General features: G+C 66.4%; 20 protein-coding genes. 17 read left to right on the forward strand and 3 right to left on the reverse strand.

Features of this window, described 5'->3' with window-relative positions; genetic code table 11:
- Window positions 1–104 precede the first annotated feature (104 nt).
- The 8 genes from ACWF9G_RS09620 (at window position 105) to ACWF9G_RS09655 (ending at window position 7,106) form a co-directional block, all read left to right on the forward strand.
- Window positions 105–1,400 carry an ABC transporter substrate-binding protein gene (locus ACWF9G_RS09620; RefSeq protein ID WP_379308991.1) on the forward strand — a complete coding sequence of 432 codons (1,296 nt, stop codon included), beginning with the start codon at window positions 105–107 and terminating at the stop codon, window positions 1,398–1,400.
- Window positions 1,401–1,444: 44 nt separating this feature from the next.
- Window positions 1,445–2,428 (forward strand): sugar phosphate isomerase/epimerase family protein, encoded by a 984-nt coding sequence (locus ACWF9G_RS09625; protein ID WP_379308992.1) that lies wholly within the window; start codon window positions 1,445–1,447, stop codon window positions 2,426–2,428.
- Entirely contained in the window at window positions 2,425–3,336 is a 912-nt protein-coding gene (locus tag ACWF9G_RS09630; protein ID WP_379308993.1) for a carbohydrate ABC transporter permease, read from the forward strand. The genes ACWF9G_RS09625 and ACWF9G_RS09630 overlap by 4 nt, the downstream gene beginning before the upstream one ends.
- Complete coding sequence (locus ACWF9G_RS09635; protein WP_452514733.1) at window positions 3,323–4,138, forward strand: carbohydrate ABC transporter permease; 816 nt, start codon at window positions 3,323–3,325, stop codon at window positions 4,136–4,138. Before ACWF9G_RS09630 ends, ACWF9G_RS09635 begins: the two co-directional genes overlap by 14 nt.
- A gap of 5 nt (window positions 4,139–4,143) precedes the next feature.
- Complete coding sequence (locus ACWF9G_RS09640; RefSeq protein WP_452514734.1) at window positions 4,144–5,334, forward strand: ABC transporter ATP-binding protein; 1,191 nt, start codon at window positions 4,144–4,146, stop codon at window positions 5,332–5,334.
- Entirely contained in the window at window positions 5,309–6,103 is a 795-nt protein-coding gene (locus tag ACWF9G_RS09645) for a 5'/3'-nucleotidase SurE (protein WP_379308996.1), read from the forward strand. The genes ACWF9G_RS09640 and ACWF9G_RS09645 overlap by 26 nt, the downstream gene beginning before the upstream one ends.
- 209 nt (window positions 6,104–6,312) lie before the next feature.
- On the forward strand, window positions 6,313–6,480 hold the full coding sequence (locus tag ACWF9G_RS09650) for a hypothetical protein (protein WP_379308997.1): 168 nt from the start codon (window positions 6,313–6,315) through the stop codon (window positions 6,478–6,480).
- A 2-nt stretch (window positions 6,481–6,482) separates the two neighbouring features.
- Window positions 6,483–7,106, forward strand: coding sequence for a DUF6630 family protein (locus ACWF9G_RS09655; protein ID WP_452514755.1), 624 nt, complete (start codon window positions 6,483–6,485; stop codon window positions 7,104–7,106).
- A gap of 435 nt (window positions 7,107–7,541) precedes the next feature.
- On the opposite strand, the gene ACWF9G_RS09660 is transcribed toward ACWF9G_RS09655, so the two are convergent.
- Window positions 7,542–8,405, reverse strand: coding sequence for an SDR family NAD(P)-dependent oxidoreductase (locus ACWF9G_RS09660; protein ID WP_452514735.1), 864 nt, complete (start codon window positions 8,403–8,405; stop codon window positions 7,542–7,544).
- Window positions 8,406–8,506: 101 nt separating this feature from the next.
- On the opposite strand from ACWF9G_RS09660, the gene ACWF9G_RS09665 reads away from it, so the two are divergent.
- Complete coding sequence (locus tag ACWF9G_RS09665; RefSeq protein WP_452514736.1) at window positions 8,507–9,088, forward strand: CGNR zinc finger domain-containing protein; 582 nt, start codon at window positions 8,507–8,509, stop codon at window positions 9,086–9,088.
- Window positions 9,089–9,131: 43 nt separating this feature from the next.
- Here the strand turns inward: ACWF9G_RS09665 and ACWF9G_RS09670 are convergent, their stop codons facing one another.
- Window positions 9,132–10,373 carry a GGDEF domain-containing protein gene (locus ACWF9G_RS09670; protein WP_452514737.1) on the reverse strand — a complete coding sequence of 414 codons (1,242 nt, stop codon included), beginning with the start codon at window positions 10,371–10,373 and terminating at the stop codon, window positions 9,132–9,134.
- Window positions 10,374–10,854: 481 nt separating this feature from the next.
- On the opposite strand from ACWF9G_RS09670, the gene ACWF9G_RS09675 reads away from it, so the two are divergent.
- The 3 genes from ACWF9G_RS09675 (at window position 10,855) to ACWF9G_RS09685 (ending at window position 13,774) form a co-directional block, all read left to right on the forward strand.
- Entirely contained in the window at window positions 10,855–11,667 is an 813-nt protein-coding gene (locus ACWF9G_RS09675) for an SDR family oxidoreductase (protein WP_452514738.1), read from the forward strand.
- An 89-nt stretch (window positions 11,668–11,756) separates the two neighbouring features.
- Window positions 11,757–12,899, forward strand: coding sequence for an acyl-CoA dehydrogenase family protein (locus ACWF9G_RS09680; protein WP_452514739.1), 1,143 nt, complete (start codon window positions 11,757–11,759; stop codon window positions 12,897–12,899).
- A 203-nt stretch (window positions 12,900–13,102) separates the two neighbouring features.
- Window positions 13,103–13,774: a TetR/AcrR family transcriptional regulator gene (locus tag ACWF9G_RS09685; protein WP_452514740.1), complete on the forward strand. Its 672-nt coding sequence runs from the start codon at window positions 13,103–13,105 to the stop codon at window positions 13,772–13,774.
- On the opposite strand, the gene ACWF9G_RS09690 is transcribed toward ACWF9G_RS09685, so the two are convergent.
- Window positions 13,731–14,294 (reverse strand): PadR family transcriptional regulator, encoded by a 564-nt coding sequence (locus tag ACWF9G_RS09690; RefSeq protein WP_379309005.1) that lies wholly within the window; start codon window positions 14,292–14,294, stop codon window positions 13,731–13,733. The two genes, ACWF9G_RS09685 and ACWF9G_RS09690, sit on opposite strands and share 44 nt — an antisense overlap.
- Before the next feature lie 538 nt (window positions 14,295–14,832).
- Here ACWF9G_RS09690 and ACWF9G_RS09695 point away from each other — a divergent pair.
- The 5 genes from ACWF9G_RS09695 (at window position 14,833) to ACWF9G_RS09715 (ending at window position 25,159) form a co-directional block, all read left to right on the forward strand.
- A complete protein-coding gene (locus ACWF9G_RS09695; protein WP_452514741.1) occupies window positions 14,833–15,624 on the forward strand; it encodes an enoyl-CoA hydratase/isomerase family protein in 792 nt (263 codons plus the stop codon).
- A gap of 610 nt (window positions 15,625–16,234) precedes the next feature.
- Window positions 16,235–16,729 carry a hypothetical protein gene (locus ACWF9G_RS09700; protein ID WP_452514742.1) on the forward strand — a complete coding sequence of 165 codons (495 nt, stop codon included), beginning with the start codon at window positions 16,235–16,237 and terminating at the stop codon, window positions 16,727–16,729.
- A 10-nt stretch (window positions 16,730–16,739) separates the two neighbouring features.
- Window positions 16,740–19,772 (forward strand): CHAT domain-containing protein, encoded by a 3,033-nt coding sequence (locus ACWF9G_RS09705; RefSeq protein ID WP_452514743.1) that lies wholly within the window; start codon window positions 16,740–16,742, stop codon window positions 19,770–19,772.
- On the forward strand, window positions 19,769–20,677 hold the full coding sequence (locus ACWF9G_RS09710) for an aminoglycoside phosphotransferase family protein (protein ID WP_379309009.1): 909 nt from the start codon (window positions 19,769–19,771) through the stop codon (window positions 20,675–20,677). Before ACWF9G_RS09705 ends, ACWF9G_RS09710 begins: the two co-directional genes overlap by 4 nt.
- A gap of 351 nt (window positions 20,678–21,028) precedes the next feature.
- Window positions 21,029–25,159, forward strand: coding sequence for an SMI1/KNR4 family protein (locus ACWF9G_RS09715; protein ID WP_452514744.1), 4,131 nt, complete (start codon window positions 21,029–21,031; stop codon window positions 25,157–25,159).
- Window positions 25,160–25,222 lie beyond the last annotated feature (63 nt).

A 25,222-nucleotide genomic window follows, 5' to 3' on the forward strand; every position in this document is an offset into this window, starting at 1 on the left:
GATCAATAACTGTTTTCGCATTGCCGCACACAACCGGCTGATGAAGACTTTGTTCGGAACTGCTGCCCGATTCATCTGCCCCATCCTCACGAAGAAAGCTTGCTATGAATTCGCACCGCCCCGACCGAAAGGCCGGATGGGGGATCGTGCTCGTCGCGGTCACCACGTTGCTTGCCGCCTGCGGCCAGAACAACTCGACTCCGGCGCCGGAGTCCGACGACCCGGTGACCATCACCTTCTTGTCCTACACCTACGGTCAGGCCAACCCGCTGGGCGACGGCATCGCGAAGCTGATCGACAACTTCCAGGCGGCCAACCCGAAGATCACGGTGAAGCCGCAGTCGGTCCCGACGTCCGACGCGCTGACCAAGCTGCAGGCAGGCGTCGTAGCGGGCGATCCGCCGGACGTCGCACAGATCGGCTGGAGCAAGGTCGCGCAGGCCTCGCAGACTTTGCCGCTGCGGTCCCTCGAGGACATCGCCGGTGCCGACGAGTGGAACAAGCACATGGCCGGGTACGTGCCGTCGGTGCTCGAAGCCACCCCGACCGCAGGCTCCAAGAAGCCTGTCGCGATGCCGTTCATGATGGCCACCCCGGTCATCTTCTACAACGCCGACCTGTTCAAGGCCGCGGGCCTTGACCCGGCGCAGCCACCCAAGACGATGGCCCAACTCGCGCAGGCCGCGCGGGCGATCAAGGACAAGACCGAGGCCCAGGGCGTGTACGTCTCGGCCGTCGACCCCGGCAAGTCCGACTACCTGACCCAGTCGCTGGTCAACAGCGCCGGTGGCGCCCTGGTCTCGGGCAGTGGTGAGGTCACCGTGGACTCCGCACCGGTGATCACCGCGCTGTCCGCCCTCCAGGACTTGACCAAGTCCGGCGTCCAGCCCGCGGTCGACTTTGCCTCGGCGCAGAGCGCTTTCAGCGCAGGCAAGCTCGGCATGCTGGTCACCACCGGTGGGGGCCTGCTCACCCTCGACCAGGCCGCCAAGGGCAAGTTCACCCTGCAGGTGGCACCGCTGCCCGGCTTCGACAACCTGCCGGCCCGACCCACCTTCTCCGGCTCCGGCCTGACGATCGTGGCCAAGGACGCCGCCAAGGCGAAGGCTTCGTGGAAGTTCGTGCAGTACCTGACCAATGACGACAGCTTCAAGCTGATCGCCTCGCAGATGGGCTACCTGCCGCTGCGCACCGCGGCCGCCTCCTCGGCCGACCCGCGCCTCGGCTCCGCCGTCGAGCAGATGGCCGACCTGGTTCCCTACACCGCCTTCCCCGGCAAGCAGTCCAACCAGGGCGTCGTAATCCTCCAGGACGAGGCAGTCGAGCCGATCGTCCTGCGCGGCGCCGACCCGGCGGCGACCCTGAAGGCCGCGGCGTCGAAGATCCGCGGACTCAACTAGTTCCGTAAGTCCACCGTTCGCCCATATCGAAGAGAGATAGACGGTTGTCACACCAGGTTTTCCTCGAAACGCCGCCGGCAGGCTCCGAAGGCGGTGATGTCGCGAACAAGATCGGACTGACGATCAACCCGTGGGCGGGCAAACAACTCCTGCGATCCGATTTCGACGAGATGCGCGCATTCCTCGACGAGGCTGTGGTCGCCGGGTTCGGCTATGCCGAACTCGGCGGCTGCGGCTTGGGCGTCGTCATCGGCGGGCAGGTCCAGCCCGCCCGCATCGCCGCTCTGCGCGACGCGCTCGACGGCTGTCCGCTGCGGCTGACCCTGCACAGCTCCTGGCACGCCTCCGGGCGCACCGGCAACCTTCTCGACGCCACCTCGGCCTCGGCCCAGCAGCTGGGACTGCTGGCCGATCTCGAGATCGCCCAGGCGATCGGCGCCGAAGTGCTCGTCTATCACGCGGGCGTGCTGCCCAGCCTCTACAGCGACGGCGACGCCCTGCACGCCGGGATGGCGGCCGAACGCACGATGTTGCGCATCCTGGCCGACGACGCCGGCGCCAAGGGCGTCACGATCGCGATCGAGAACCGGGCGCCGTCCTCGGCCATCCTCACCCGCCGCTCCTACGGCATGCGGCTGGACATGGTTGCCGAGCAGGTCACCGAGATCGACCACCCCGCCGTGACGATGTGCCTGGACACCGGTCACGCCTTCCTGGCCGCGCGCTACCTGCGTTTCGACTTCCTCGACGCGGTCCGCGAGGTCGCCCCGGTCGTCGGTCACATCCACCTGCACGACAACTTCGGCCGGATGGCCCAGCAGCCCGACGCCAACCCCTACGAGCTCGAACTACTGGGCGAGGGCGATCTGCACCTGCCGCCGGGCTGGGGCACGATCCCGCTGGGCGAGGTCCTTGTCAACACCTTCCCGCTCGACCCGGCTGTCATCATCGAGATGCGACACACCCGGCACTACGCCGAGGCGCTCACAAAGACCCAGGACATGCTCGACAGGCGAGCCCGATCATGACGCTGTCGACCACGTTGCCCGCGCGCCGCGCGCCACGCACGGATTCGGCCATGGCGTGGCTGTACTTCTCGCCGACCATGATCTCGCTGATCGCCTGGGTCTACGGCCCGCTCGTGTTCACCGTGGTCCTGAGCTTCCTGAGCTGGGACCTGGTCGCGCCGGACATCGAGTGGAACGGCCTGTCGAACTACGAAACCCTGTTCACCGAGCCGGAATTCGGCAACGCGGCATGGAACACACTGAAGTACGCGCTGTTCGTGCTCCCGTTCGCGACCGTCGTCCCCTGCGCGCTGGCCATCGCCCTGTGGAAGCGTCCGGGCCGGATGAGCGAGTTCTATCGCATGCTGCTGTTCCTGCCGGTCGTCCTCGCGCCGGTGGCCAACGCGCTGTCCTGGCAGTTCATCCTCGACCCGTTGCACGGAATCCTGAACCGGCTCGTCGAGGCGGCTGGTGGGGAGCCGATCAACTGGCTCGGTGATACCGCGACCGCGCTGCCGACCGTCGTGGTCGTCACCGCGCCGAAGGTGATCGCGCTCAACACGCTGCTCTTCGGTGCCGCACTGGCCAGCCTCGACCGCCGCACCGTCGACGCCGCGCGCCTGGACGACGCCACCGAGGGCGAGATCACCCGATCGATCATCCTGCCCCAGCTGTGGCGGCCGCTGTTCCTGCTCGGCCTGCTGTCGATGGTGGTGGTCTGGCCGTGGCTGTTCACCAACATCGGGGTGCTGACCCGCGGCGGCCCGAGCGGCGCCACCGACAACGTGTACTACCGGCTCTACACCTACGGTTTCACGTTCTTCGATGCAGGCACCGCCTCCGCGGCGGCCATCGTCATCACCCTCGCCTTCGGGCTGCTGCTGACCGTCTACACCCTGATCTCGAGGAGACTCCGTGCGACGCGGTGATGCGCTGGGACGGCACCTGCTGCTGATCACCGCGATTGTCCTGATGTTGTTCCCCGTGGCGCTGGCGCTGGCCACGTCGTTCAAACCGGTGAACACGATCTTCGATCTCAATCCCCTCCCGATGCCGGCCAGCCTGGAGAACTACGACCTGGCGCTGGGCCGGTTCCCGATCGGCCGGTTGCTGGCCAACACCTTCGTGATGGCAGCGGGCGTCACCGTGGCGACAATGCTGGTCGCGCTGCCCGCGGCCTACGCGCTGGTGCGGTTCGGCAACGCCCGCGGCCGGGGCATCGTGCTGGCCGTCATCGGCATCTCGCTGCTGGTTCCGCCGCAGGCGCTGATCATTCCGCAGTTCCTGATGACCGCCCGGCTCGGCTGGCAGGGCCACACCGTCGGTGTGATCATCCCGCAGCTCGGTGTCAGCGCCCTGGCGGTGCTGCTGCTGCGCGACCACATCCGCTCGATTCCACAGTCGCTGATCGGCGCTGCGGTACTCGAGGGCGCGTCGACGTGGGAGATCCTGCGGCACGTGGTGCTCGGCGTCCTGCGTCCGGCGCTGGGCGCGGTCGCGATCTTGTTGTTCATCAGCACGTGGAACGAATACCTGTGGCCACTGCTGGTGATGCCCGATCCGGAGGACACCACGATCCAGCCGGGTCTGGCGCTGTTCGTCGGGCCCGAGAGCGCCCAGTACGGCCCGATGCTCGCGGCCGCGATGCTGGCCTCGTTGCCGGTCGTCGTCATCTATGTCCTGGCGTCGCGGCGGATCGCGGATGCCTTCCTTCACTCAGGGGTGCGGTAATCCTCATGACCAGTCTCGCCACGACCGAAGCCCCCGCACCGAGGGGCGAGCACGACCTTTCCTCCGGCGTGCTGCTCGATGGGATCATCAAGCGTTACGACGACGACCGCCCCGCGCTCGACGTGGAGCAACTCCACATTCCCGGCCGGTCGCTGACCGTGCTGGTCGGCCCGTCCGGGTGCGGTAAGTCGACCGCGCTCGGCATCGTCTCCGGCCTACTCACCCCCGACGAGGGCCGCGTGCTGATCGAGGGCGCCGACGTCACCGGCACACCGCCCGGACGCCGTGGCGTCTCCATGGTGTTCCAGGACTTCGCGCTCTATCCCCACATGACCGTTGAACGCAACATCTCCTTCGGTCTGCGGCTCGAGGCCAAGCACCACCGCAAGGCCGGGCTCGACAAAGCCGAGATCGAACGTCGCGTCGCCCACGCCTGCGACAGCCTGGGCCTGAGCGAACTGCGCCACCGCCGCCCCGCCCAGCTCTCGGGCGGTCAGCGTCAGCGCGTAGGCCTGGCCCGCGCGATCGTGCGCCGGCCCCAGGTGCTGCTGCTCGACGAGCCGCTGTCCGCACTCGATGCTCAGCTGCGCCAGCAGGCCCGCGTCGAATTGGTGCGGCTGCACCGCGAACTCGGCAACACCGTTGTCCTGGTCACCCATGACCAGCTCGAGGCGCTGTCGATGGCCACCCACCTGGTTGTGATGAACAACGCCAAGATACTGCAGGTCGGCAGCCCCGCCGAGGTGTACCGACGTCCGCTGGACCTGTTCGTCGCGACGTTCCTGGGCAGCCCGCCGATGAACATCGCCGAGGTGACCCTCGACAAGGCCGGTGACGCCATCACCGCTCCGGGTCTGACCGCGCGGCCTGCCCGCCCGATTTCCGGGATCGCGGGCACGTTGAAGTTGGGCTGGCGGCCCGGCGACGGCCTGCTCGTGCACGACGCGCAGCCGGGCCGACCGGGTCTGCTCATCGACGGCGTCGTCGAGTTGGTCGAGTTCACCGGTGACTCGCTGGTCGTGCAGTGCGGTGGCGAGGCCGGCCGCTGGGCCGTGACGCTGCCGGCGACGGGCTCGGCGCCGGCGGTCGGAACCCCGCTCACCGTGCACGTCCCGGCCGATCGGCTGCACCTGTTCGTTCCGGAGACCGGTGCCCGAGTGGAGGCCGCCGATGCACCTGCTGATCACCAACGATGACGGCTACCGCGCGCCGGGTCTGCTGGCGTTGGCGGCCGCCGTCCGGATGCTCGGGCTGCCTGCGACGATCGTCGCCCCGAGCGTGCCGATGTCGGGTGCCGGGCAGTCCCGGCGCAGCGGAGTTCCGTTCGAGTGGGCGTGGGCCGAACCACTCGCCGGCATCCCGGCCATCCATCTCGGGTCCACCCCGTCGGCCTGCGTGGTCTTCGCATTGACCGCCGGGGTGGTGCCCCCGGTCGACCTGGCACTCAGTGGCGTCAACGCGGGCGAAAACCTCGGGGCCACACTGGGTGTCAGCGGCACGTTCGGCGCCGTGGCCGAAGCAGCGGCGCGCGGGATACCGGGTGTCGCGCTGTCACGGGAGTTCGGTGGCGCGTGGACCACGCCCGAGACGTGGGACTGGAGCTGGGTCGCCGACGCGTCGGCAAATATTCTCACCATTCTGCTGGCTGCCCGGTCGAGCTGGCTGACCGCCAACGTCAACCTCTCCGGCACCGACCGCGGTACCGACCCGGCCTACACCCGGCTCAGCCGCGAGCTCTACTACACCGACGGCTACGACGCCGGGACCGGCGCTATCGAGAGCCGGATCGGCTACCGCGCCGGGCACCTCGCGTCCGACGACGACATCACGGCCTTCGCCGAACAGCGGCGGACGAGCATCACCCTGACGGCTCCAGCCGGATTCCGCAACGCCGCGCTCCACCGGTATGGAACTCGGGACCCAACTGTCCCGGGCTCTGAATCTCGTTCCTGGCGGCGGCGCTGAGGTTCCGCGCGCCGAACGCGACCATCGCGATCGGGCTCGGCATCGGGCGGCTGGTGGTCCGGGCGCTCACAGCGTTGAGGGTTGAACCGGAACACGCCGTCATCGCGGGTCCGACCTTCGACGAGTGGCTCGAGCGACGTAAGCGCCAGCGCCGAAACGGGTATCAGCGCCACCTGGATACCCGGATCGGGTTCGGCGACGATGGACCGATGAGTGAAGTGGTCGACATGCGCTCGGTGCGCACCGAGCGCAGGGCGCATGTCGGTGCGTTCCTGAGGTCGCGCCGGGCCAAGATCGCGCCAGGGGATGTCGGGCTGCCGCCGGGACCGCGCAGGCGCACATCAGGGCTCGTGAACATGCCGGTGGTGGGGTCGTGAGCATGATCAGTACTGTTGTGCGACTTGAATTTACGGAAGGAGCCGGCATGCCCGCCTATATGCAGACGTCTGACGTCGTTCGTGCCGCGCTGACCGGTGCTGCCGCAATCCTTGCGCCAGACCGATCGGATATCGCCGAGCTGTTGAGCCTGGTCCTGGATGAGCCGCAGACGTATCTGGACACCTATCCGGCCTCGGACTATCTGTGCTCCGACCAAGGCGATCTGGCCCGCAGCGGCCTACTCGACATGTTGCACGGCGACGAATTCGGCATCGGCCCCGCGTTGCTGGCACACTTCGACTGGAAGGACGACGTCGAAACAATCCAGCCCGCGCTGGAAGCCCTCGAATCGTGTCCCGATGGTCTGACGTGGGACTGGTATCCAGACTTCGCCTATCGGACCGAAGAGAACTCGAGCCACACGGTCGAGATCGCAGAGGACTTCCGAGCTGAGGCGGGTGACCGTTGTCTGGCGCTCGACGTGGCGCTGATCGCGATCCATGTCGGCGATTCATACCATCTGGGCTTCTGCCCGGCATCCCATGCCGAAAGGGTTGTCTCCCTTCTTTGCCAAGCCGGATACGACGGCGCGAACATCGAGCAGTCGACCGAGCGCGCCTCCTGACGATCCAGAGCTGACGCGGCAGACCGCGCAGAAACCGGGTGTGGTTCGTGCGGTGGGACCTGCGCGCACTCCGGCACTCCATCCGCACCCACCTGAGGGAGGCGGCCGCCAGCCCGCTGAAGCTCGTGGCATCCGTTCGTCGGCTCGAAACGCGAAAGTGTGAGAAACGGGCAACCACGTCAAATCTGTGGGCACAAGAAACCCCTCCGACCGAGGTCGGAGGGGTTTCGCCTGTTGGTCTGACGCTGAGCCCACGTCCCTCAACCCGGCGGTGAACTTCACCGACACGAGCCTGCCCACCACCGACGGTGACTGCTGGCACGTGCCGACGCGCTGAGGGTTCAGGGCGACCAGGGCTCGCGGCCCGGTCATCCGTGATGTCGCCGACCAAATCGGCATCCTGCAATCAGCGGCCCGAGCCAGTGCGGAAGTTGCCTACCCGGTGTGGACGTGAGCGCTGGGCGCGGCGTCGACCAGGTTGGTGACGGTGGCCCATTTGTCGAGTTCGGCGAGGCGTGCGGTGAGCGCGGTGCGCATACTGTCGGCGCCGGCGATGCCCAGGGCGAGGCGGCGGGGTGGGTTGTCGTCGGCCACGGCTGTGCGGATGCCGGCGGCCACGCGATCGACGCCGGAGAACGCCGACGCCGGCAGTGCTTGGATCGCCTGCTGTAGGACGCGCACCGTCTGGTCGTAGTCGGCGTGGGTTGCTGTAGCCGCGTCGAGGTTGGCCAGGAAAGGTGTTGCGGTGAGGCCGGGCTCAACGAGAGTCACGTGGATCCCGAGTGGCGCCACTTCGGCTGCGAGCGCGTCGGAGAGTCCTTCGACGGCGTACTTGGTGGCTGCGAGCAGCCCGACGCCGGGATCTGCGGTCTGGCCGTAGTAGGACGAGCCCTGCAGGATGTGCCCGGACCGCTGGCCCCGCAGCACCGGCAGTGTCGCGCGCAGCACGTTGAGGACGCCGAAGACGTTGGTATCGAAGATTGCCCGTGCCTGCCCGTCGGCTGCTTCCTCGACCGCCCCGAAGAGTCCGTAGCCGGCAAGGTTGGCGACGATGTCGATGCGGCCGAAGCGAGCCACGCTCTGCTCGACCGCCTTCGCGACGGCTACCTCGTCGCGCACGTCTGCCTCGACCGCGAGCAGTCGGTCGTGTTCTCCCAAGTCACCAAGGGTTTCGGTGCGTCGCGCCACAGCAACCACAGCTTCTCCGGCTTCCAGCGCCTGAACTGCGAGCTCGCGTCCGATACCTGAGGAGGCGCCGGTGATGAACCAGATCGGCGGGGTGTTCCTTGCATTCGTCATGTTGTGAGCATAAGCGGTTAGCTAACAACATTGCAAGTGGTTTCAGCGCAGGTGTTGTGATCAACCGGGTTAGCCGCTTGTCGTGTTGGTATCGTGGGGGAGTGGAGGCTACACAGGAGGCACCGAAGTGGAGCGACGATGCCGCTGCTCTGGTGGTGCAGTTCGTCAACACCAGAGCCGACGGCGCGGGGCGCGTCGAGGTCTTCGGCACGGCTTCGGGATTCGCGGACTGGGCGATCGAGCAGGGCCTGCTCGATGCCGCCATCGTGGTGACCGACTCCGACGCGGCGGCCGCGCGTGAGCTTCGCGACGCGCTGGTCACGGTGCTGCTGACACACGCGGGTGATCCAGATATCGGTGACGCCCGGGTCGCCGAGGCGGAACGGTATCTGCGGCAGGCCGGCGTTCGCTATCCGCTCACAACGGTCATCACCGCGGAAACGGCGCAGCTCCTCGCCGGATCGACCGGTGTCCCCGGCGCTTTGGGTGCCGTTCTCGCCGCGGTGACCGAGACGGCGCAGCGCGGCGACTGGATGCGGATCAAGGCATGCTGCAATCCGCCGTGCCACTTCGGCTTCATCGATCGCACCCGCAACCGGGCGGCACGCTACTGCAGCCCGGGATGCGGATCGCAGGTGTCGATGCGCGCTCTTCGGCAGCGCCGCAAGCAAGCCAGCTCCTGAACAACCGCGCTTCTGCCGGCTCGTGGGTGCCGGAAATCGGTTGCTACCTGTGGTGGTTCGGAGTCGGGTGGTGATGATTCGGCGGCGACGTGAGGTCGTCGACCACCACCAGGTTCCCGCCGGATTGTTTGGCCCGGTACATCGCCGCGTCGGCGGATTGCAGCATCCGGTCCGGAGTCGGGCGTGGACACTGCGGGCAGATTCTTGTGTCGAAGACAGCCACACCGACGCTCGCGGTAACCATCACAGCGGTCTCCGGTGGTTCGGCGACCACTCGGCGCAGCCGTTCGGCCTCGATTCGAGCGGCCGCTGCGGCGATCGGGGCGGCCACGACGAATTCCTCTCCGCCGGTGCGTGCCACCACTGCCAGCTCCCCGGCGGCGTCGCGCAACCGGCGCGCGGTTCGTTCCAGGACGGTGTCGCCGATACCGTGGCCCCAGGTGTCGTTGACGTTCTTGAACCGGTCGAGGTCGAAACAGATGACACAGATCGCGGGACTGCGGTCCATCAGTTGCGGCAGCCGGTTCTCCAGACCTCGGCGGTTGAGCAGTTCGGTCAGTGGGTCCGACAGCGACTCGTTGCGTAGAAGCCAATAGAGGAGCTGGTACGCGGGCATCGCACCGGCCACCGACGCGAGGAGGAGCGCGACTGCGAGTGCCAGGTGGACATCGCCGCCGCCGGTGGCGATGCGCACCGACAACACCAGTACCGACAGCACCGACCAGGCCGAGTGCACGGCCAGTGCCCGCGCAGTGTGAAAGAAGCTCAGGTAGCTGCCGGTGACCAGGAGAAGCACTGTGCCCATCGCCCCGAACAGCCGATCCTGCAGCTGGAGGAATTCGACTGTGAACAGCACGTCGGCACAGGCGATCAGCACCAGCGACTCGGTTTTGCTCGGCCACGGCAGCAGCCACCAGCGCGCTGCCCAGAGTGCCCCCGACAGCACTCCGATCGTCGAAGCGATGCCGGGATCGCCGGGCGGACCTACCGGGGTTCCCGTGATCACCGCGCCCATTGCCGCGATCACCGCTCCCGCGCTGCCGATCAGCAACTTGAGCGGTCCCAGCGCTGATCGCGCCGACAGGGTGCTGACCAGCCACCGGTAGTCGACCGGGTCCTTCCACCAGGCGCGCAGCGTCTTGCCGTCCTTCGTTGCACGGCCCTTGGTCCCCGGCCGTGTTGCCGACTGCCGTCTGTGAGAAATCCAGAAATCCCACCAGCTCATCGGCAGTAGTCTAGGTCGGCCCCGTTCATGCCCGACGTGTGCGTCTGTGTCGCGGCCCACTGCGGGCTTGTCGCCCAGTCTTGGGGCAGGTCGCCGAATGCCTCACGGTTACAACGAGTTTGGGACGTCCGGATCGGTCGTCGACCGACACAGGCTTGATGCAAGAGATCGACGTGCCGGCTCCGCACAGCTTTTAGTCACTGGTCATCGGCATCGCCCAGGCGCGCGCAGCTGATCAACCGCTATCTCTCGGTCGCCGTTAGATCCTTGGCTCGCGGCGATTCGTACGGCGCGCGATGAAGCGGATGCTGGGCTCCACTCCCGTCCTGAGCTGATCACCCACCGGGGTAGGGGCATGGGCGATAGCTCACCTGAGCGACGACCCCTTTGAAGGGCTGCAGTGGCTCACGTCACATTAATTATGCAACTTGTTGCACAAAGACTTGTTGAGATCTACGCTCTGATCGCAGCCTTCAGCCGTCCCGCGTCCGGCGGTGACGCTCTCCGACCTGCTTCCGTTCGACACTTATAGAGAGACTTCATGGACATCCAGTTCGATTTCACCGGCAAGACGGCCGTCATCTTCGGCGGCACCACCGGTATCAATTTCGGAATAGCCGAGGCCTTCGCTTCCCGCGGTGCGGCGGTCGCCGTGGTCAGCCGCAAACCCACGAACGTCGAGGCCGCAGTCGAGAAGCTCAACGCCTACGGAGTACCGGTCAGCGGCTTTGTCGCCGATGTGCGCGACATGGAAGCCGTACAGGACGTTTTCGTTGCGATCCGCGAAGAGTGGGGCGCCATCGATGTGCTGGTTTCGGGTGCCGCCGGAAACTTTCTCGCCGAGGCCTCCGCGCTGTCGTCGAACGGGTTCAAGGTGGTCGTCGATATCGACCTCAACGGCACCTTCCACGTGATGCGCGCGGGCCTGGACTACCTCGCGTCCGGCGCCTCGGTCATCAACATCACCGCTCCCCAGGCGTGGATCCCGGTTCGCTACCAGGCCCATGTCTGCGCGGCCAAGGCCGGCGTCGACCAACTGACCCGGGTGCTGGCTTTGGAATGGGGGGCGAAAGGGATTCGGGTCAACGCTATTGCTCCGGGGCCGATCGCCGGCACGGAGGGGATCGCCCGGCTCACACCCCACGACGACGACGGCACCGCCGTGACGACGGTTCCACTCGGCAGACTGGGCACGAAGGACGATATTGCTGCTCTGGCGATGTTCTTGTCCTCCTCGGCCGCGCGCTTTATCTCGGGAGCGATCATCCCGTGCGATGGCGGCGGTTCGGGAGAGAGCGTTCTGCAGATTCAGGAAGCGGGCCGCTTTCTGGCTGCATCTGCCACGTCTCGCTGAATCGCTTCTGCGCAACCATCTTCCGCCTCGAGCCTGCTCGGTGCCGCAGTTTGCGGTACCCAGTTGTGCTCTTCGACTCCAGGATTGACATGAAACGGCTCATCTTCGACACCGAACACAATGACTTCCGCGAACTCGTGCGCACGTTCCTCGCCAAGGAAGTTCTGCCGCATTACCCGCAGTGGGAAAAGGACGGCGTGGTTTCCCGCGAGGTGTGGCTTGCCGCTGGACGGCATGGTTTGCTGGGCCTGTCGGCGCCGGAAGAATACGGCGGCGGCGGGACAACCGACTTTCGGTACAGCGCCATCATCGCGGAGGAACTGTCGTCGGCGGGCGTGCCAGGGCTTGCTCTGGGCCTGCACAATGACATGGTCGGCTCGTACCTCATCGGCCTGAGCACCGAAGAGCAGAAGCAGCGCTGGCTTCCCGGCTTCTGTAGTGGCGAGAAGATCGGCGCTATCGCCATGACCGAGCCCGGCGGTGGCTCCGACCTGCAGGGCATCAACACTCACGCCGAAGACCGCGGCGATCACTGGATCCTCAACGGTTCCAAAACGTTCATCTCCAACGGATACCTCGCCGATCTGATCGTCGTCGTCGCGAAGACCACCCCCGATGGCGGTTCGCGGGGACTGTCCCTGCTCGTCGTCGAACGGGGCATGGAAGGGTTCGAACGGGGACGCAACCTCGACAAACTCGGCCAGAAGGCGCAAGACACCGCCGAGCTGTTCTTCAACGATGTCGTGGTGCCCAAGGAGAATCTGCTGGGCGAACTCAATGGGGCGTTCCTGCATCTGGTGACCAACCTGGCCACCGAGCGCCTGCACATCGCTGCAGCAGGAATCGCGGTAGCCGAGCATCTGCTCGACATCACCAAGGGCTACGTGAAGGAGCGTGAAGCGTTCGGGCGCCCGCTGGCCAAACTTCAGCACGTGCGCTTCGAGATTGCCGAGATGGCCACCGAATGCGCGGTCACCCGTGCATTCATCGACCGCTGCATCGTCGAGCATTCCGCGGGTCAGCTCGACGCGGTCCACGCTTCGATGGCCAAGTGGTGGGCGACCGAACTGCAGAAGCGTGTCGCCGATCGCTGCCTGCAGCTGCACGGCGGCTATGGATACATGAACGAATACCCGGTGGCCAAGGCCTTCGTCGATGGCCGTGTCCAGACCATTTACGGCGGAGCCACCGAGATCATGAAGGAGATCATCGGCCGCTCCCTGCTGGCCTGAGCCCTCACCTGTCGCGTCCACACGCGTCACAAACCTGGCGGCAACCAGCCGCCGGGACGGTTCACCGGTCCGAGTAGTCCTTGCACAAGCCCGCCGGACCGGTGAACTGGTCGACCCACAATTGAGACAACCATGACTGCAGACGATCTTTGCACGCCCTACCTCGCGATACCCGTCCGACTCATATCCGGGAGCGTTCGGCGATGACGAGAACGTGGGATCCGCAGGTACGGAGATACACACGCGCGGCCCGGCGATCACAGCTTGTGGAGCAAGCCGGGGCGATCTTCGTGGCCAACGGCTATCGGGCGACGAGCATGAGCGATCTCGCGCGAGGAAGCAACATAGCCAAGCCGACGCTGTATACCGAGTTCTCCGGAAAACTCGAGCTGTACCTGACGGTGCTGCAAGGTGCGATGGATGTGCTGGCAGCGACAGTTGACACTGCACTGCACTCGGCAGAAGGCAGGCGTGAACGGATCGAGGCGCTGGTCACAGCCCTGTTCGAGTTGACCGATGCCGACAGCCGCGCGATTCTGGTAATCCGGCCAGACGACACGGGTGAGCCGTCCGTCGAACTCCGCATCCGTCGTATGTTGAGTACGTGTGCCGCCACAATCGGTCGGGCCCTCGGGCCTGAGAGTTCCTCGGCCGCGGCACAGATGCTGGCAATGACTCTTCTCACGCTGGTGCCCAGGTGTGCTCAGGATTGGGTGAATGCGGGGCGCCCGATCTCTCGTGAAGAGGCGATCGACACGATAAACATGTTGTGCTGGAACGGCATAGGTGATGCTCTGCGGGCATGCACGGACACCGCGGGAGTCACTTCGATCAGGCCCTCGCAGAGGCAGAGTGCTCCAGCATTCCGTCGATGACAGCGAGCGCTTCCTGGCACCACTGCACCCAGGTACGTTCCAAGCCGATTCCTCCCTTCAGCACTAGATGTCTGAGGGCGGCGGCATCGTTGTCGATGGTGGCGAAGTCGCGGCCTTCGATGGCCTCGTACTCGGAGTGGAGGCGTTCGTGCACCTCCAGGTGATGAGCGATCACGGCTCGCACACCGCTCAGGTCGCCGACGACCGCTGCGGCGCGTACACGCACAATCAGTGGCTCACGCAGGTGAACGGGCTCGTCGATCTCGCTCACCCAGTCACGCAGATTCGACCTGCCTGCGTCAGTGATAGCGAAACGCTTGGGCTGCCCGCGTTCGGCGCGCTCGGGCTGGGGAACTTCACAAATCAACTCGGCAGTGCTGAGGCGGTCCAACTCGCGGTAGATCTGCTGGTGCGAGGCTGCCCAGAAAGCCCCGTAAAGACGGTCGAAGCGCTTGGCCAGCTCGAAACCGCTCGCCTCCCGCTCAGCCAGCGCAGTCAAAATTGCGAACCGTAGTGCCATGCAACGATGCTAGTCGGCGTCGATGGCCCGCTCGGCGCCCCGCTTGCCGGGAGTGGTGTGAGTCGGAGTTGAAGCTCCAGATGCCCACGCGATCGCCCTGCGATACACCGTGTTCTCTCAAAGCACCGGCAAAGCGCGCGACTCGGACTTCTCGGAAGGTCCGCGTTTTGCGCACCGAAGACCGCCATCACTCCATCGGGCTGCTGCTGGACTGCGCGGTGCCGGCCCCTGAGTCAGATACATCGTCAAACCTCCAGATCATGCCTTCGAAAACTTGGGTTGTCGTGCTCTGCAATGGACTTCAGTAGTGCCCCGGCGGGGAGGGCTGGCAGGCATGTCGACTCAGTAATGTGACCACGGACACAAGGATTATGCAACTTATTGCATAAACTTGTATGTGTGGCTTAGCGTGGGGCCACCCACGGTCACAGCGTGTGTAGCGCAGCGCTATCGCCCAGTGGCGACACCGCCCCCAGAAGTTTGTGGCGATGGGTGGCCGAACCGACCGTGGCCATCATCCGAGAGGACCCGATTTCGAATGAACAGCAACTCGCTGGTCGACGTGCAGTCCCATGCGGCTGTGACGTCTATTCGCATCAACCGACCCGGGAACGCGAACAGTCTCGACACCGCCACCCGAACCGAGCTGGGTGCCGCACTGCAGGCCGCATCCACGGACCCTGGCGTGAGAGCGGTGGTGATCACCGGAACCGGGTCGGCATTCTGTGCCGGACAGGACCTGCGTGAACTGCAGCAGCCCGCAGAGGAAGAAAGGCAGCTGGGTGAGCTGGTGCGGGAAAACTACAATCCGCTCGTCCGCATGATCGCGACCATGCCCAAGCCTGTCATCGCCGCGGTCAACGGTACCGCCGCGGGCGCCGGACTGGCCCTGGCGCTGGCGGCAGATCTCCGCATCGCCACCGCTTCTGCGCGATTCACCAGTGCCTTCGCTGGAATCGGGCTGTCCTGTGATACGGGAATGTCGTGGACTCTGCCACGCGCAGTGGGTAACGCGACGGCCTTGGACCTGCTGCTGCGGCCCCGGGTGGTCGATGCGAAAGAAGCTCTTGCGCTGGGCCTGGTCCATCAAGTGATCGCCGACGAGGAGTTCGCTGCTTCGGTCTCCTCGATCGCGGCACTGATGTCGGCCGGCCCGACTCGAGCGTTCGCCTCCATCAAAGCCTCTGTCGCCTATGCCGCCACCGCGACATTCGAGGAAGCCCTGGACTTCGAAGCGGTGCAGATGACGCACACCGGTGCCACTCGTGACCACAAGAATGCCGTGAAGGCGTTCCTGTCCAAACAGATTCCCGACTTCCTCGGACACTGACGGACCGGCGGGGGCAGCGTCAGTTCAGAGTTGGTCGTCGCCCGCACTTGCCGCGGTCGTAGACGGGCACGGCGGCAGCAGCCACTTCGTGGTGGCGACCAGGTCGCTCGCCCGAGTGGTCGAACTCATCGTGGACGGCCTCACCAGGATCGCCATCGAATGACGTATCGCGCTGCTGCCGGTCGCTGACTGGCTCGACGCATGGCGCGGCATGGGAGACGAAGCGCCGGGTTCCGCCGGCCGGATCGGCGACAGCTGCCGACACGGGGGTCCACGCCGCGCCGGAGCCACGAACTGCGCATCAGCGACAGGTGCGCGAATCCATCGAAGGCTCCTATTCGTTCGACTGCCCAACACGAACGGGGTTGCGTCGCCGTCGGTTTGAAGATCTGGCTCCCCAATTTTAGGCCTTGCCTTGCGTGAAGCGGCACTAGACTAGTTCCATGGTGAGAAGGTCGGATGGAGGGAACACCATGCCGGATCCTGAGGAGAACACAACAGCCGAGGACAGCCCCAGGGAACCGACGACCGACAAATCCTGGCTCGAGCTAGAGAACGTGCGTGGCGATACAGAACCCGACGCGGCCCACGCTCCCCCCGGCCGATTCGGGTGAGCGATCAGGGCAAGACCTACGCCGCCTTCATCGAAGGTGAGCTCAAGACGGAACGAGAACGGCGATCGGCGTATGACGCTCGCGGACAGGTCATCGTCACCAGTTCGGGCGCACTGGTCACCCTGCTGGGTGGGCTCGCCGCTCTGGTGAAGTCCTCCACTGTGGCGACGTTCCCGGCGCCGGTCGTGATCGCTGTGGGCGTCGCGTTGGCGCTGTTCGTCGGCGCCGCAGCATGTGGCATCGTCGCGGGCTGGAACAAGTACTACGCTGCCGCGACCGCTTCGACTCTGGCCCGGATGATAGGGGAGCACTGGACCGACGACGAGGTCGATGCCCGTAACAATGTCGCCGCCGTGCAAGTGCGGACAGTGGACACCTTGCGCCGCGCCAACGCCTTCAAGGCCAGGTGGGTCGGTATCGGCCTGATCGTGCAGGTATCGGCGCTGGTGGCGTCGGGCGTCGCGGCCGGGTTCGTGATCGCCAACCTGTGAACAAGGCAATATGATGCGCCGACGACATAGCGGGGGAGAAACGTTCGAAAAGTTGCTGGCGCGAGTAGATCAACGGCTGTTGCGACATCAGCACACCGAGGATCCGGAGCTGGTACTCGGCGCCGATGCGGTCGCCGACGCGGACGCGCTGTTCCAGGCGGTCCAGCCCGCCCTCGAGGATCGCGGTCTCCCGGATGGGAACGCGCGAATCCTGTCGGCCTTCCACTCCCTTGGCTGGCTACACTTCGCTCGGTTCCGTGCGCTGCCCGATCACCCGGTCACGGAGATGGCCAGGTCGCTGATCTTTCTTCTACCGCTGGGCAAATACCCAGACCTGATCCCGGAGGTGTGGCGCGACGTGGCCGCAGCCCGAAGCCCGGCCGACGCTCGGGCTCAGGCGCGGCTCGGGGCCGAACTGCTGGCGAAGGCGGACGGCTCGCTCGATGAGCCGCTCCTGACGGCGAGCCTGATGCTGCTGATGGCGTCCGCGGACGCACTTGCTGCCGGAACCGCCGAACACACCTCCTGCCTGTCCGACCTCGGTCTGGCCTTCCGGATACGATTCGAGAGGTTCGGTGAGACGGCTGATTTGGCGAAAGCCATCACCCTCGGCGAACAGGTGGTGGCGCTGTCCGCCAGCGATCCGGAACTGGCCGAGGGACTTTCTCGCCTCGGCAACGCCTACGGCCGCCGCTATATTCACGCTACCGACACCGACGACCTCGACCGCGCGATTGCCTTGCACGAACGGGCGCGTGCGCTGGGTGACGAGGCTAAACCGAGTCCCTCGGTGCTGTTCAACCTCAGCAACGGGTACCTGAACCGCTACGAACTCAACGGTGTGACCGCCGATCTCGAGCAGGCTCTCGAACTGGTTGAACAGGGATTGGAAATCGTTTCGGCCGACGATTCCCGGTTCCCGGCGTTTCAGTACAGCCTGGGCCGCATGTGTCAGAGGCGCTATGAGCGCACCGGTGTGCTGGGCGATATCGACCGGGCCATAGCGGCTGGGGAACAGGCGGTGACAGCTACTCCAGCCGGTCACAGCAACCTGGCCGGGCGGTTGTCCACGCTCAGCGGCGCGTATCGCCGCCGGTATGAGCGCACCAGGAGCGCCACAGACCTGGGGCGCGCGGTCGAACTCAGCGAGCAGGCAGTGCTCATCACCCCGGAATGGAGTGCCGATCTGCCCGTATTCCTGTCCAATCTGGGGGTCGCCTACCGCCGCCAGTACGAGCGGGACCGGGATCCGGACACGATCGAGCGCGCGGTCCGGGCCGGTGAGCGAGCTGTGGCTTCCTTGCCCGAAAGCCATACCGACCAGGCCATTCTGCTGACCAATCTCAGCCTGGCCCATCGGCTACGGGCCGAACACCACGGCACGGGCGCACTGTTCCAGCAGGCCGTCGCGGCCGGGGAAAAGGCCCTGGCCGCGACTCCGGACGGTCATCCCGACGTGGCTATGCACCTGTCCAACCTGGCCCGGGCCTATCTCTCACGCGGACGCTGGGCTGGGCGGGTTCCTATTCGCAGGCTGGCCCGGCGGCTTCGTAAGGCGAATATGGCAAAGGTCGCCCCGCCCCTGGCATTGGTGCGGGCGGGGTGGACGGTCGGTGTGCTGGCTTACAGCAGACGGAAGCGGGCGGCGGCAACGGAGCTATTGGATGTCGCGGTTGCCATGCTGCACTCTCTCGTGCCGAAGGAAGCCGCGTGGCAGGACCAGGAGTTCGGTGCCGGGCAACATCTCGGCTTGGTCGGGGACGCGATCGCCGCACATTGCGCAATCGGTGATCCGGTGGGTGCGCTGGAGACGGCCGAGCTGGGGCGAGGTGTAGTACTGGCCGCGCGGATGGACTCGCGCACTGACCTGACCGACCTGGCGGTCGCGCATCCGGATCTCGCCGAACAGTTCCGCCAGGTCCGCAACCGGCTGAACGCTCCGAGTGCCTCGGCTGAGCCGCTGCGGGAGCCCTGGGCCGAGTACGACCGGTTGCTCGCACAGATCCGCGGGATCGACCGCTTCGCAGGGTTTCTCGGTCCGCCTCGGTTCGCCGATCTGCGCGCTGCTGCTGCTGGTGGCCCGGTCATTCTGCTGAACGCGGGCAACGATCGCAGTGACGCGATCATCCTCACCGCCGACGGTTCACCTCGGCTGCTGCCGCTGCCGTACCTGTCGCTCGAGGACGTTCTGGCCTACAGTGCGATCCTGGCCGGGCCCGCTGCGGACCGGCGGGACACGCTCCCGCTCATTTTGGGCTGGCTGTGGTGGGCGGCGGTCGAACCGGTTCTGGATGCTCTCGCGCCAGCGCCCGGAACTCGGGTGTGGTGGCTGCCCACCGGTCTGCTCGGCCTGTTCCCGCTGCATGCCGCAGGGATCGCTGGCAGGCCCGGTGCCCTGGATCGGGTGGTGTCGTCCTACACGCCGACTTTGCGTGCGCTCATCCACGCTCGGGCGCGCGCACGAGCGCAGGTCCGCCGCCAGCTCACAGTCGCCCTCGCCAGTACACCGGGCCTGCCCGATTTACGTACCGCCATCAGCGAAGCCGAGACCGTGCACCGATCCGGGACGAAGCTCGTCAACGAGCAAGCCACGGTCGCCGAGGTGCTGGCGAGCTTGTCCAAGTCGACCTGGGCACACTTCGCCTGCCACGCCACCGCGGACCTCTCTGCACCGTCCAACAGCGGCCTGCACCTGTACGACGGCGCCTTGTCGATCCCCCAGATCAGCCAACTCCAGCTGGAGCAAGCCGAACTGGCCTACCTATCCGCCTGCTCGACCGCTAACCGCGGATGGCTGGCTGACGAGGCCGTCAATCTGGCCGCGGCCTGCCAGCTGGCAGGGTACCGACACGTGGTGGCCAGCCTGTGGCCGCTGAACGACGCCATAGCCGCCATCGCGGCCCGTGGCTTCTATGCCACCGTATCCACCGACGACGGCGCCGTGAACGCCGCAGCCGCGCTGCACAAAGTGATCTGCGACCTGCGCGCTGTCCATCCGGACCGCCCGGACCTGTGGGCGCCGCTCATCCACACCGGTCCGTGACGACATTCGAACGAACACCAGCCATCGACCTGGACGTCGCCACGGTCGCCGGGCTCGTCGCCGAACAATTCCCCCGATGGAAAGACCTGCCGCTGAACGCCGTCGAGTCGGCGGGCACCGACAACGCGATCTATCGCCTCGGAGCGGACAAGGCCGTTCGTCTGCCGCGCCTGCCCTCGGCGGTTGGCCAGGTGGACAAGGAACAGAAATGGTTGCCCCGGCTGGCTCCGCGCCTTCCGCTGGCCGTTCCGGTTCCGCTCGGCCGCGGCGAGCCGGGGACGGACTACCCGTGGGAATGGTCGATCTATCGATGGCTGGACGGGCAGAGCCTCGGATCGGGGAGACTCGGCGACCCACGCGGTGTGGCGACCGACTTGGGTGCGTTCATCACCGCGCTGCGATCGATCGACAGCGCCGGCGGGCCCGAGCCCGGTGCGCACAATTTCTTCCGCGGCGTCGCGCTCGCCGCGCGCGACCGCTCCACCCGCGAGGCGATCGCCGCCGTGACCGACGAACTCGACGCCCACGCGGTCACCGCGGCCTGGCAAAGCGCACTGGACGCGGCCCCGTGGTCGAGCCCCGGCGTCTGGATCCACGGCGACCTGTCGTCGGGAAATTTGCTCTTCGATGGCGACCGGCTCACCGGCGTCATCGATTTCGGCGGTCTCGCGGTCGGTGATCCCGCCTGTGATCTGAGCGTGGCGTGGGAGCTGTTCGATGCCGACACCCGTTGGATCTTCCGCTCGGCGGCGCGGATCGATGACGCCTCCTGGGACCGCGGTCGGGGATGGGCGCTGTCGATCGCGCTGATCCAGTTGCCGTACTACCGGTCGTCCAACCCGGTGGTCGCGGCACGGGCCCGGCATGTGATCGGTGTGGTCCTCGCCGATCACGACAACCCGTAGCTCGGCGCGGGTAAACCGTTCCTCGATTCTCGCCATCAACGAATTCAGCTCGGCCACAGCCCGATCCGACAACGCCACATGACAGATCTACCAGCACCGGATCACCGGAGTGCAGTTGCGGTATCAGCGCAGTTCCCGGACGACGAGGTGGGCATCGGCCTCGGCCAGTGTGACGGCCCGTACCAGGGAAGCGGAAGCCGTTCTTGTCACAGCTGCGCAGTAGCCTGCCGAACCAAACGATCATTCGTCTGGACGGTTCGCCTCGCCGCCTGTCAGCGGCCGCCGAGCCACTCTCGGACACGACCCGTCTTTTCCACCGGTACAGCAACATTTCGATATCAGGAAGAATCTATGGACCTGCACCTGTCCGCCAGCCGCTACTTCGGCGTTCCCGTACCCGCTCGCGTGGCCGACGCCATGGACGATCAGCTGCTCGAGTATTGGGTGGGTGATCGCGGCTCGCTCGTGGACGCCCACCTGGCGATCAACTACCCGTACTTCGGCGCGATCGACAAATCGCTGAGCGGCTTCGTCGTTCTCGACGACGAGGGAGACGATTACACGCTGTTGGATCTGCGCGGCAGCGGACGGGTGTGGTGGCAGGATCACGAAACCCGGGAACTGGAGCTGTGGTTCGACTCTTTCGACGACTGGTCGGCCTACCTGGTCGAGCTCGAGCGCGCCGAGGCGAACGACGAGGACGAGCGTTCGAAGTTCGATATCCGAGACTCATTCCGTCCGTCGTCATCCGCCGCGGATACCGGGCCGACCCCGACCAGCGCGGAACTGGCGCAACGCTGTCAGTGGCTGGTATGGCTGCTGGCTCAGCCGCTGCTGCGCGACGGAAAGCCCATGCAGTCCGCCGAGGAGCTGGCCTCCAGCGCCGCCGGGCATTTCGCACATCGGTGGAGCGATATCGATGCCCGGAAGGTGCTCGAGGTGGAATTGCCGCTGCTGCATCGGGATCCGCATCTTGCCATCTACTGGCTGCTGCATACCAGTCTGCTCGCACAGGACGACGAACGCGCCCGCGTCCTCGACGAGATCGCCCGTTCCCAGGAGCGTCCCGAACTGCTGGACGCCTTCGTCGAGGTCTTCGGCACGCTGGGGATCGACGGCGATGTGCCGTCCGTGCCGGATTTCCGCATCCGCCGCTCGCTCCTACAGCAGTACGTCGCTTCCGATGACGAGGCGCTGGCGAGGGCCGCGCTGACGAGCCTGGAGATGGCCCCGGAGCACGAGCCGCTCGGCCGGGCGAGCTGGATCGTCCACGGGCTGAACAGCGGGACGCTCAGCACCGAGGGGGTGATGGCCGCCCTGAGCCGCATGCCCGTCACGACGGGTACGGCACTGCTGCGCGCCGACGCGGATCGGCGGGCTGGGCGCGACCACAGCCCGGCCGCCGACACCCTCGTGCGTCTGCTGCCCGCCTCCACCTGCGCGTGGTCGACCCGAGTGTGGGCGCTGTCCACCGCATTGCCGCTGGTACGCGACGGCGCTGCACTCGCCGAGGCGGCGCGGGAGCTGCTCGCCAAGGACCCGTACAGCAGGGCGTGCCTGACCGCCCTGCGGCGGTCACACGAACTGTGCGCGGCCGAACCTGTGCTGACCCGTGCGGAGCTCGACCACCGCTGGGAACACGCGGAGGCATCGTCGGCCTACCTGGAGCGGCTGCGCGATGCTGACGGTGACCCCGCCGCGATCCTGGCGGATATCGACAGCGAGCTGAGCGAGGTTGTCGCACAACGCGTTCTGCTGTGCGCGGACATCGCCGAATCGCCCGCCGAGGTGATCGAGTGGGCGCTGGGCATCATTCTGGACGGTGAGCGCCCCGATCGCGCCGCACTGGCCGCCACCGGTCTCCAACTGCTGCCCGCCGAGACTCGCACCCGCATTATCCAGGGGCTTCGGGTGGACTCCCCGGACAGCGTCCTCGTCCCTGTGCTCATCCGGCTGCTCGAGCACACCGTGGAGCCCGATGCCTCCGACATCCTCGGCGAGATGTACAACGACGACCTGAAGAAGGCCGTCTGCCTGGCGCTGGCCCCGGTGGCGCATCACCCGCCGATCTTCGACGAACTGCTGCGGCTGGCGGCACTGCCCGCACCGACCAGCACGGTCGAGGCGCTGTGGGAGCAGCTGTTCGATTCGAGCGAGGAGCGGTGTGTGCTGCGGCGGGTGTCGCCGGAGCAGGCCGTGCGGGCCGCTGTCGCCATGATCGACACCGTACTGACGCATCCCGGAATCGCCGCGCGCAATGCGGCGGGCCATCAGCTGTACCGCTTCCGGCACGCGGGTGCACAGGACTACCTCATCGAGGCGCTCGACGACTACGGACGTCGCTATGCCGACTCCAACCCGGCGAACAGTCCGGTACTCAGCCATGGGCAGACGGTGGACGGTCAGCTCGAGGATGTGGTCGCCAACCTGTATTCAGCTGTGCGAAAACTGGATTCCGACATCGCGCACGCGGCACTGATCGAACGGCTGTTCACCGAACGACGCAGCATCTGGCGCATGGGAAACGCCCTCGGTGAGATCTTCTCGGCCGAGGTGCACCGGGATGTCATGCGGCGGTTGCGCGATCGGCGTGACGCCCGCGCCGCGGCGCACTACGCCAATGCCCTCGCCGATCACGTCGCACAGCGGTGGCCCCAGGTGGAATTGCTGCGCGAAATCAGCGGCTGGCCCACACCCTCGGACGAGACCGAGCAGCGGGTATTCAAGTACGCGCTGTCCACCGGCATCCTGGCGGCGCTGGAGGCAGATGACTACGACCTGGTCCGAACCGCCTACGCGAGTAGAGAATCCATTGCCGCTGCGGCGGTCGGACCCGACAGCCTGTCCCGTGGGCGGGACTGGACCGATCCGCTCGACGCGGACGACCTGCGCACGCGGTTGGCCGAAGTGCAGTCGGGAGATGCCGATTCGGCGCGGCGCGCCCTGCTCGACAAGGGCGAGCGGGCGCGTGCGGCGGGGCGGCCGCTCACCCGAATCGGTGACGACGACCTCGGCGCCCTGGCCGGCACCAGCCTGCGGCGACGCCTGCTCGCCGACCGGGCCACGGGGGAGGTGTGGTTCCTCGATTCGGAGCGAGACGTCTACGCCTTCGACGGTTTCGGCATGGTCGACACCCCCTTTCGGGCGAGCCCGATCGGCCATGACGGTATGCGGGATTTCATCGGCGAGGTGGACGAGCAATCCGAGCGCTCGCTCCTGTGGACGGGTTCAGGCAACGAATTCGTCGAACTGGTGCGCTATCTCGATCGCATCGTGTACCGGTGGGGCGTGAACAACGGCCGCTTCGACACGGTCGGTCTCACCTTCCCCGACCATGCCGCCGCCGAAAATGCCTTCGCCCGAATGAAAGCCACCTGCGCGGCGGCGAAGTACACCGAATCCGACCCGTGGTATCTGCCAGGCCGGGCGGCGATCATGCGCACCTTCCGCGGGCCCGATGCCACCACCGAGCGCCTGATGGCCTTCGACCAGCTCCGGTTCGCCGTGGACCCGGCCGCCGAGGCTGCCCACGAACGCCGGGAGCTGGAGCTGTATCGCAACGGCGCCACACTGTCCTGCCTGGAGTGGGTGACCTGGGATGGTTATCGGGTACGTGAAGAACTGACCGTCGCCGAATGGGTCCGCGCCCGCATCCGCGAGGACAATCAGGACCCCGCCTGGCATGTCGCCGCCCTCGGCGAGATCGCGGAATATCTGGCGGCACAGGGTTTCACCGCGCATTCGACCGGTCTGGACAGGTTCGGGGTGGAGATCGGCCCGCCGGCTGCGCCGGAGGATATCGACGCCCTCGAAGCCGAACTCGGGGCGCCGCTGCCCGAGAGCCTGCGCACGCTGTGGCAGCGCATCGGCCACGCCGAATGGCACTTCGGAGAGACCGGTCTGCGCCTGCTCGGCCCCGCCGAGGTACGGCGGGAACAAGTCCGCATGCGCAAGCTCGGGGAGCAGTACACAGCCACGTTGCGCGGTGAGCGCCAGCAAAAGTGGAACCCCGTACTGTCTGCCATGAACGTGCTGGTGGTGGGCCTCGACGGCACGGTCGACACCGTGTTCTCCGATGTATCACCCGATTCCGACGGCCGGGTCTTCGCTCACCCGGCTCGGCATCCGGCCGATGCGTGCTGGGAGCGGTCGTTGTCGTGGATCTTGGCGACCTCGTTCCTGAGCCAATTCTCCTATCACCTCGAACAGGCCGCGCCCGAAACAATGATGCTCTTCGGCGGCCAGCGGCGCGGCCCCCATCTCACCCGCCGGTACTTCGAGGCGACCGGGCCGCACGGCACCAAGTTCTGGGAGATCGTCACCGATCCGGGCCTCGACATGGTCGCTACCCGGCACGGTAGGGAGGGCACCGTGGGGACCGTCGGCGCCAAGCGTTACGCCGACGCGGCCAAGGCCGCCGCGCAGGCGGCGAAAGCGATTGCCGCCAAACAGAAGAGCGGCTATCGGGAGACCACTGGCTGACGCGCGGTCACATCGCCAACGCGGCACGTGCTGGATGGGCGTCGGCGATGTGGGCGCAGCGTG

The sequence above is a fragment of the Nocardia sp. NPDC055029 genome (assembly GCF_053608525.1).

Excerpts from the sequence above, each read along its gene's own strand:
- ACWF9G_RS09675 (WP_452514738.1), top strand. The coding sequence starts at position 10,855 with ATGGACATCCAGTTCGATTTCACCGGCAAGACGGCCGTCATCTTCGGC.
- ACWF9G_RS09660 (WP_452514735.1), bottom strand. The coding sequence starts at position 8,405 with ATGACGAATGCAAGGAACACCCCGCCGATCTGGTTCATCACCGGCGCC.
- ACWF9G_RS09680 (WP_452514739.1), top strand. The coding sequence starts at position 11,757 with ATGAAACGGCTCATCTTCGACACCGAACACAATGACTTCCGCGAACTC.
- ACWF9G_RS09620 (WP_379308991.1), top strand. The coding sequence starts at position 105 with ATGAATTCGCACCGCCCCGACCGAAAGGCCGGATGGGGGATCGTGCTC.
- ACWF9G_RS09685 (WP_452514740.1), top strand. The coding sequence starts at position 13,103 with ATGACGAGAACGTGGGATCCGCAGGTACGGAGATACACACGCGCGGCC.
- ACWF9G_RS09650 (WP_379308997.1), top strand. The coding sequence starts at position 6,313 with ATGAGTGAAGTGGTCGACATGCGCTCGGTGCGCACCGAGCGCAGGGCG.
- ACWF9G_RS09645 (WP_379308996.1), top strand. The coding sequence starts at position 5,309 with ATGCACCTGCTGATCACCAACGATGACGGCTACCGCGCGCCGGGTCTG.
- ACWF9G_RS09705 (WP_452514743.1), top strand. The coding sequence starts at position 16,740 with ATGATGCGCCGACGACATAGCGGGGGAGAAACGTTCGAAAAGTTGCTG.
- ACWF9G_RS09655 (WP_452514755.1), top strand. The coding sequence starts at position 6,483 with ATGATCAGTACTGTTGTGCGACTTGAATTTACGGAAGGAGCCGGCATG.
- ACWF9G_RS09630 (WP_379308993.1), top strand. The coding sequence starts at position 2,425 with ATGACGCTGTCGACCACGTTGCCCGCGCGCCGCGCGCCACGCACGGAT.
- ACWF9G_RS09715 (WP_452514744.1), top strand. The coding sequence starts at position 21,029 with ATGGACCTGCACCTGTCCGCCAGCCGCTACTTCGGCGTTCCCGTACCC.
- ACWF9G_RS09695 (WP_452514741.1), top strand. The coding sequence starts at position 14,833 with ATGAACAGCAACTCGCTGGTCGACGTGCAGTCCCATGCGGCTGTGACG.
- ACWF9G_RS09640 (WP_452514734.1), top strand. The coding sequence starts at position 4,144 with ATGACCAGTCTCGCCACGACCGAAGCCCCCGCACCGAGGGGCGAGCAC.
- ACWF9G_RS09690 (WP_379309005.1), bottom strand. The coding sequence starts at position 14,294 with ATGGCACTACGGTTCGCAATTTTGACTGCGCTGGCTGAGCGGGAGGCG.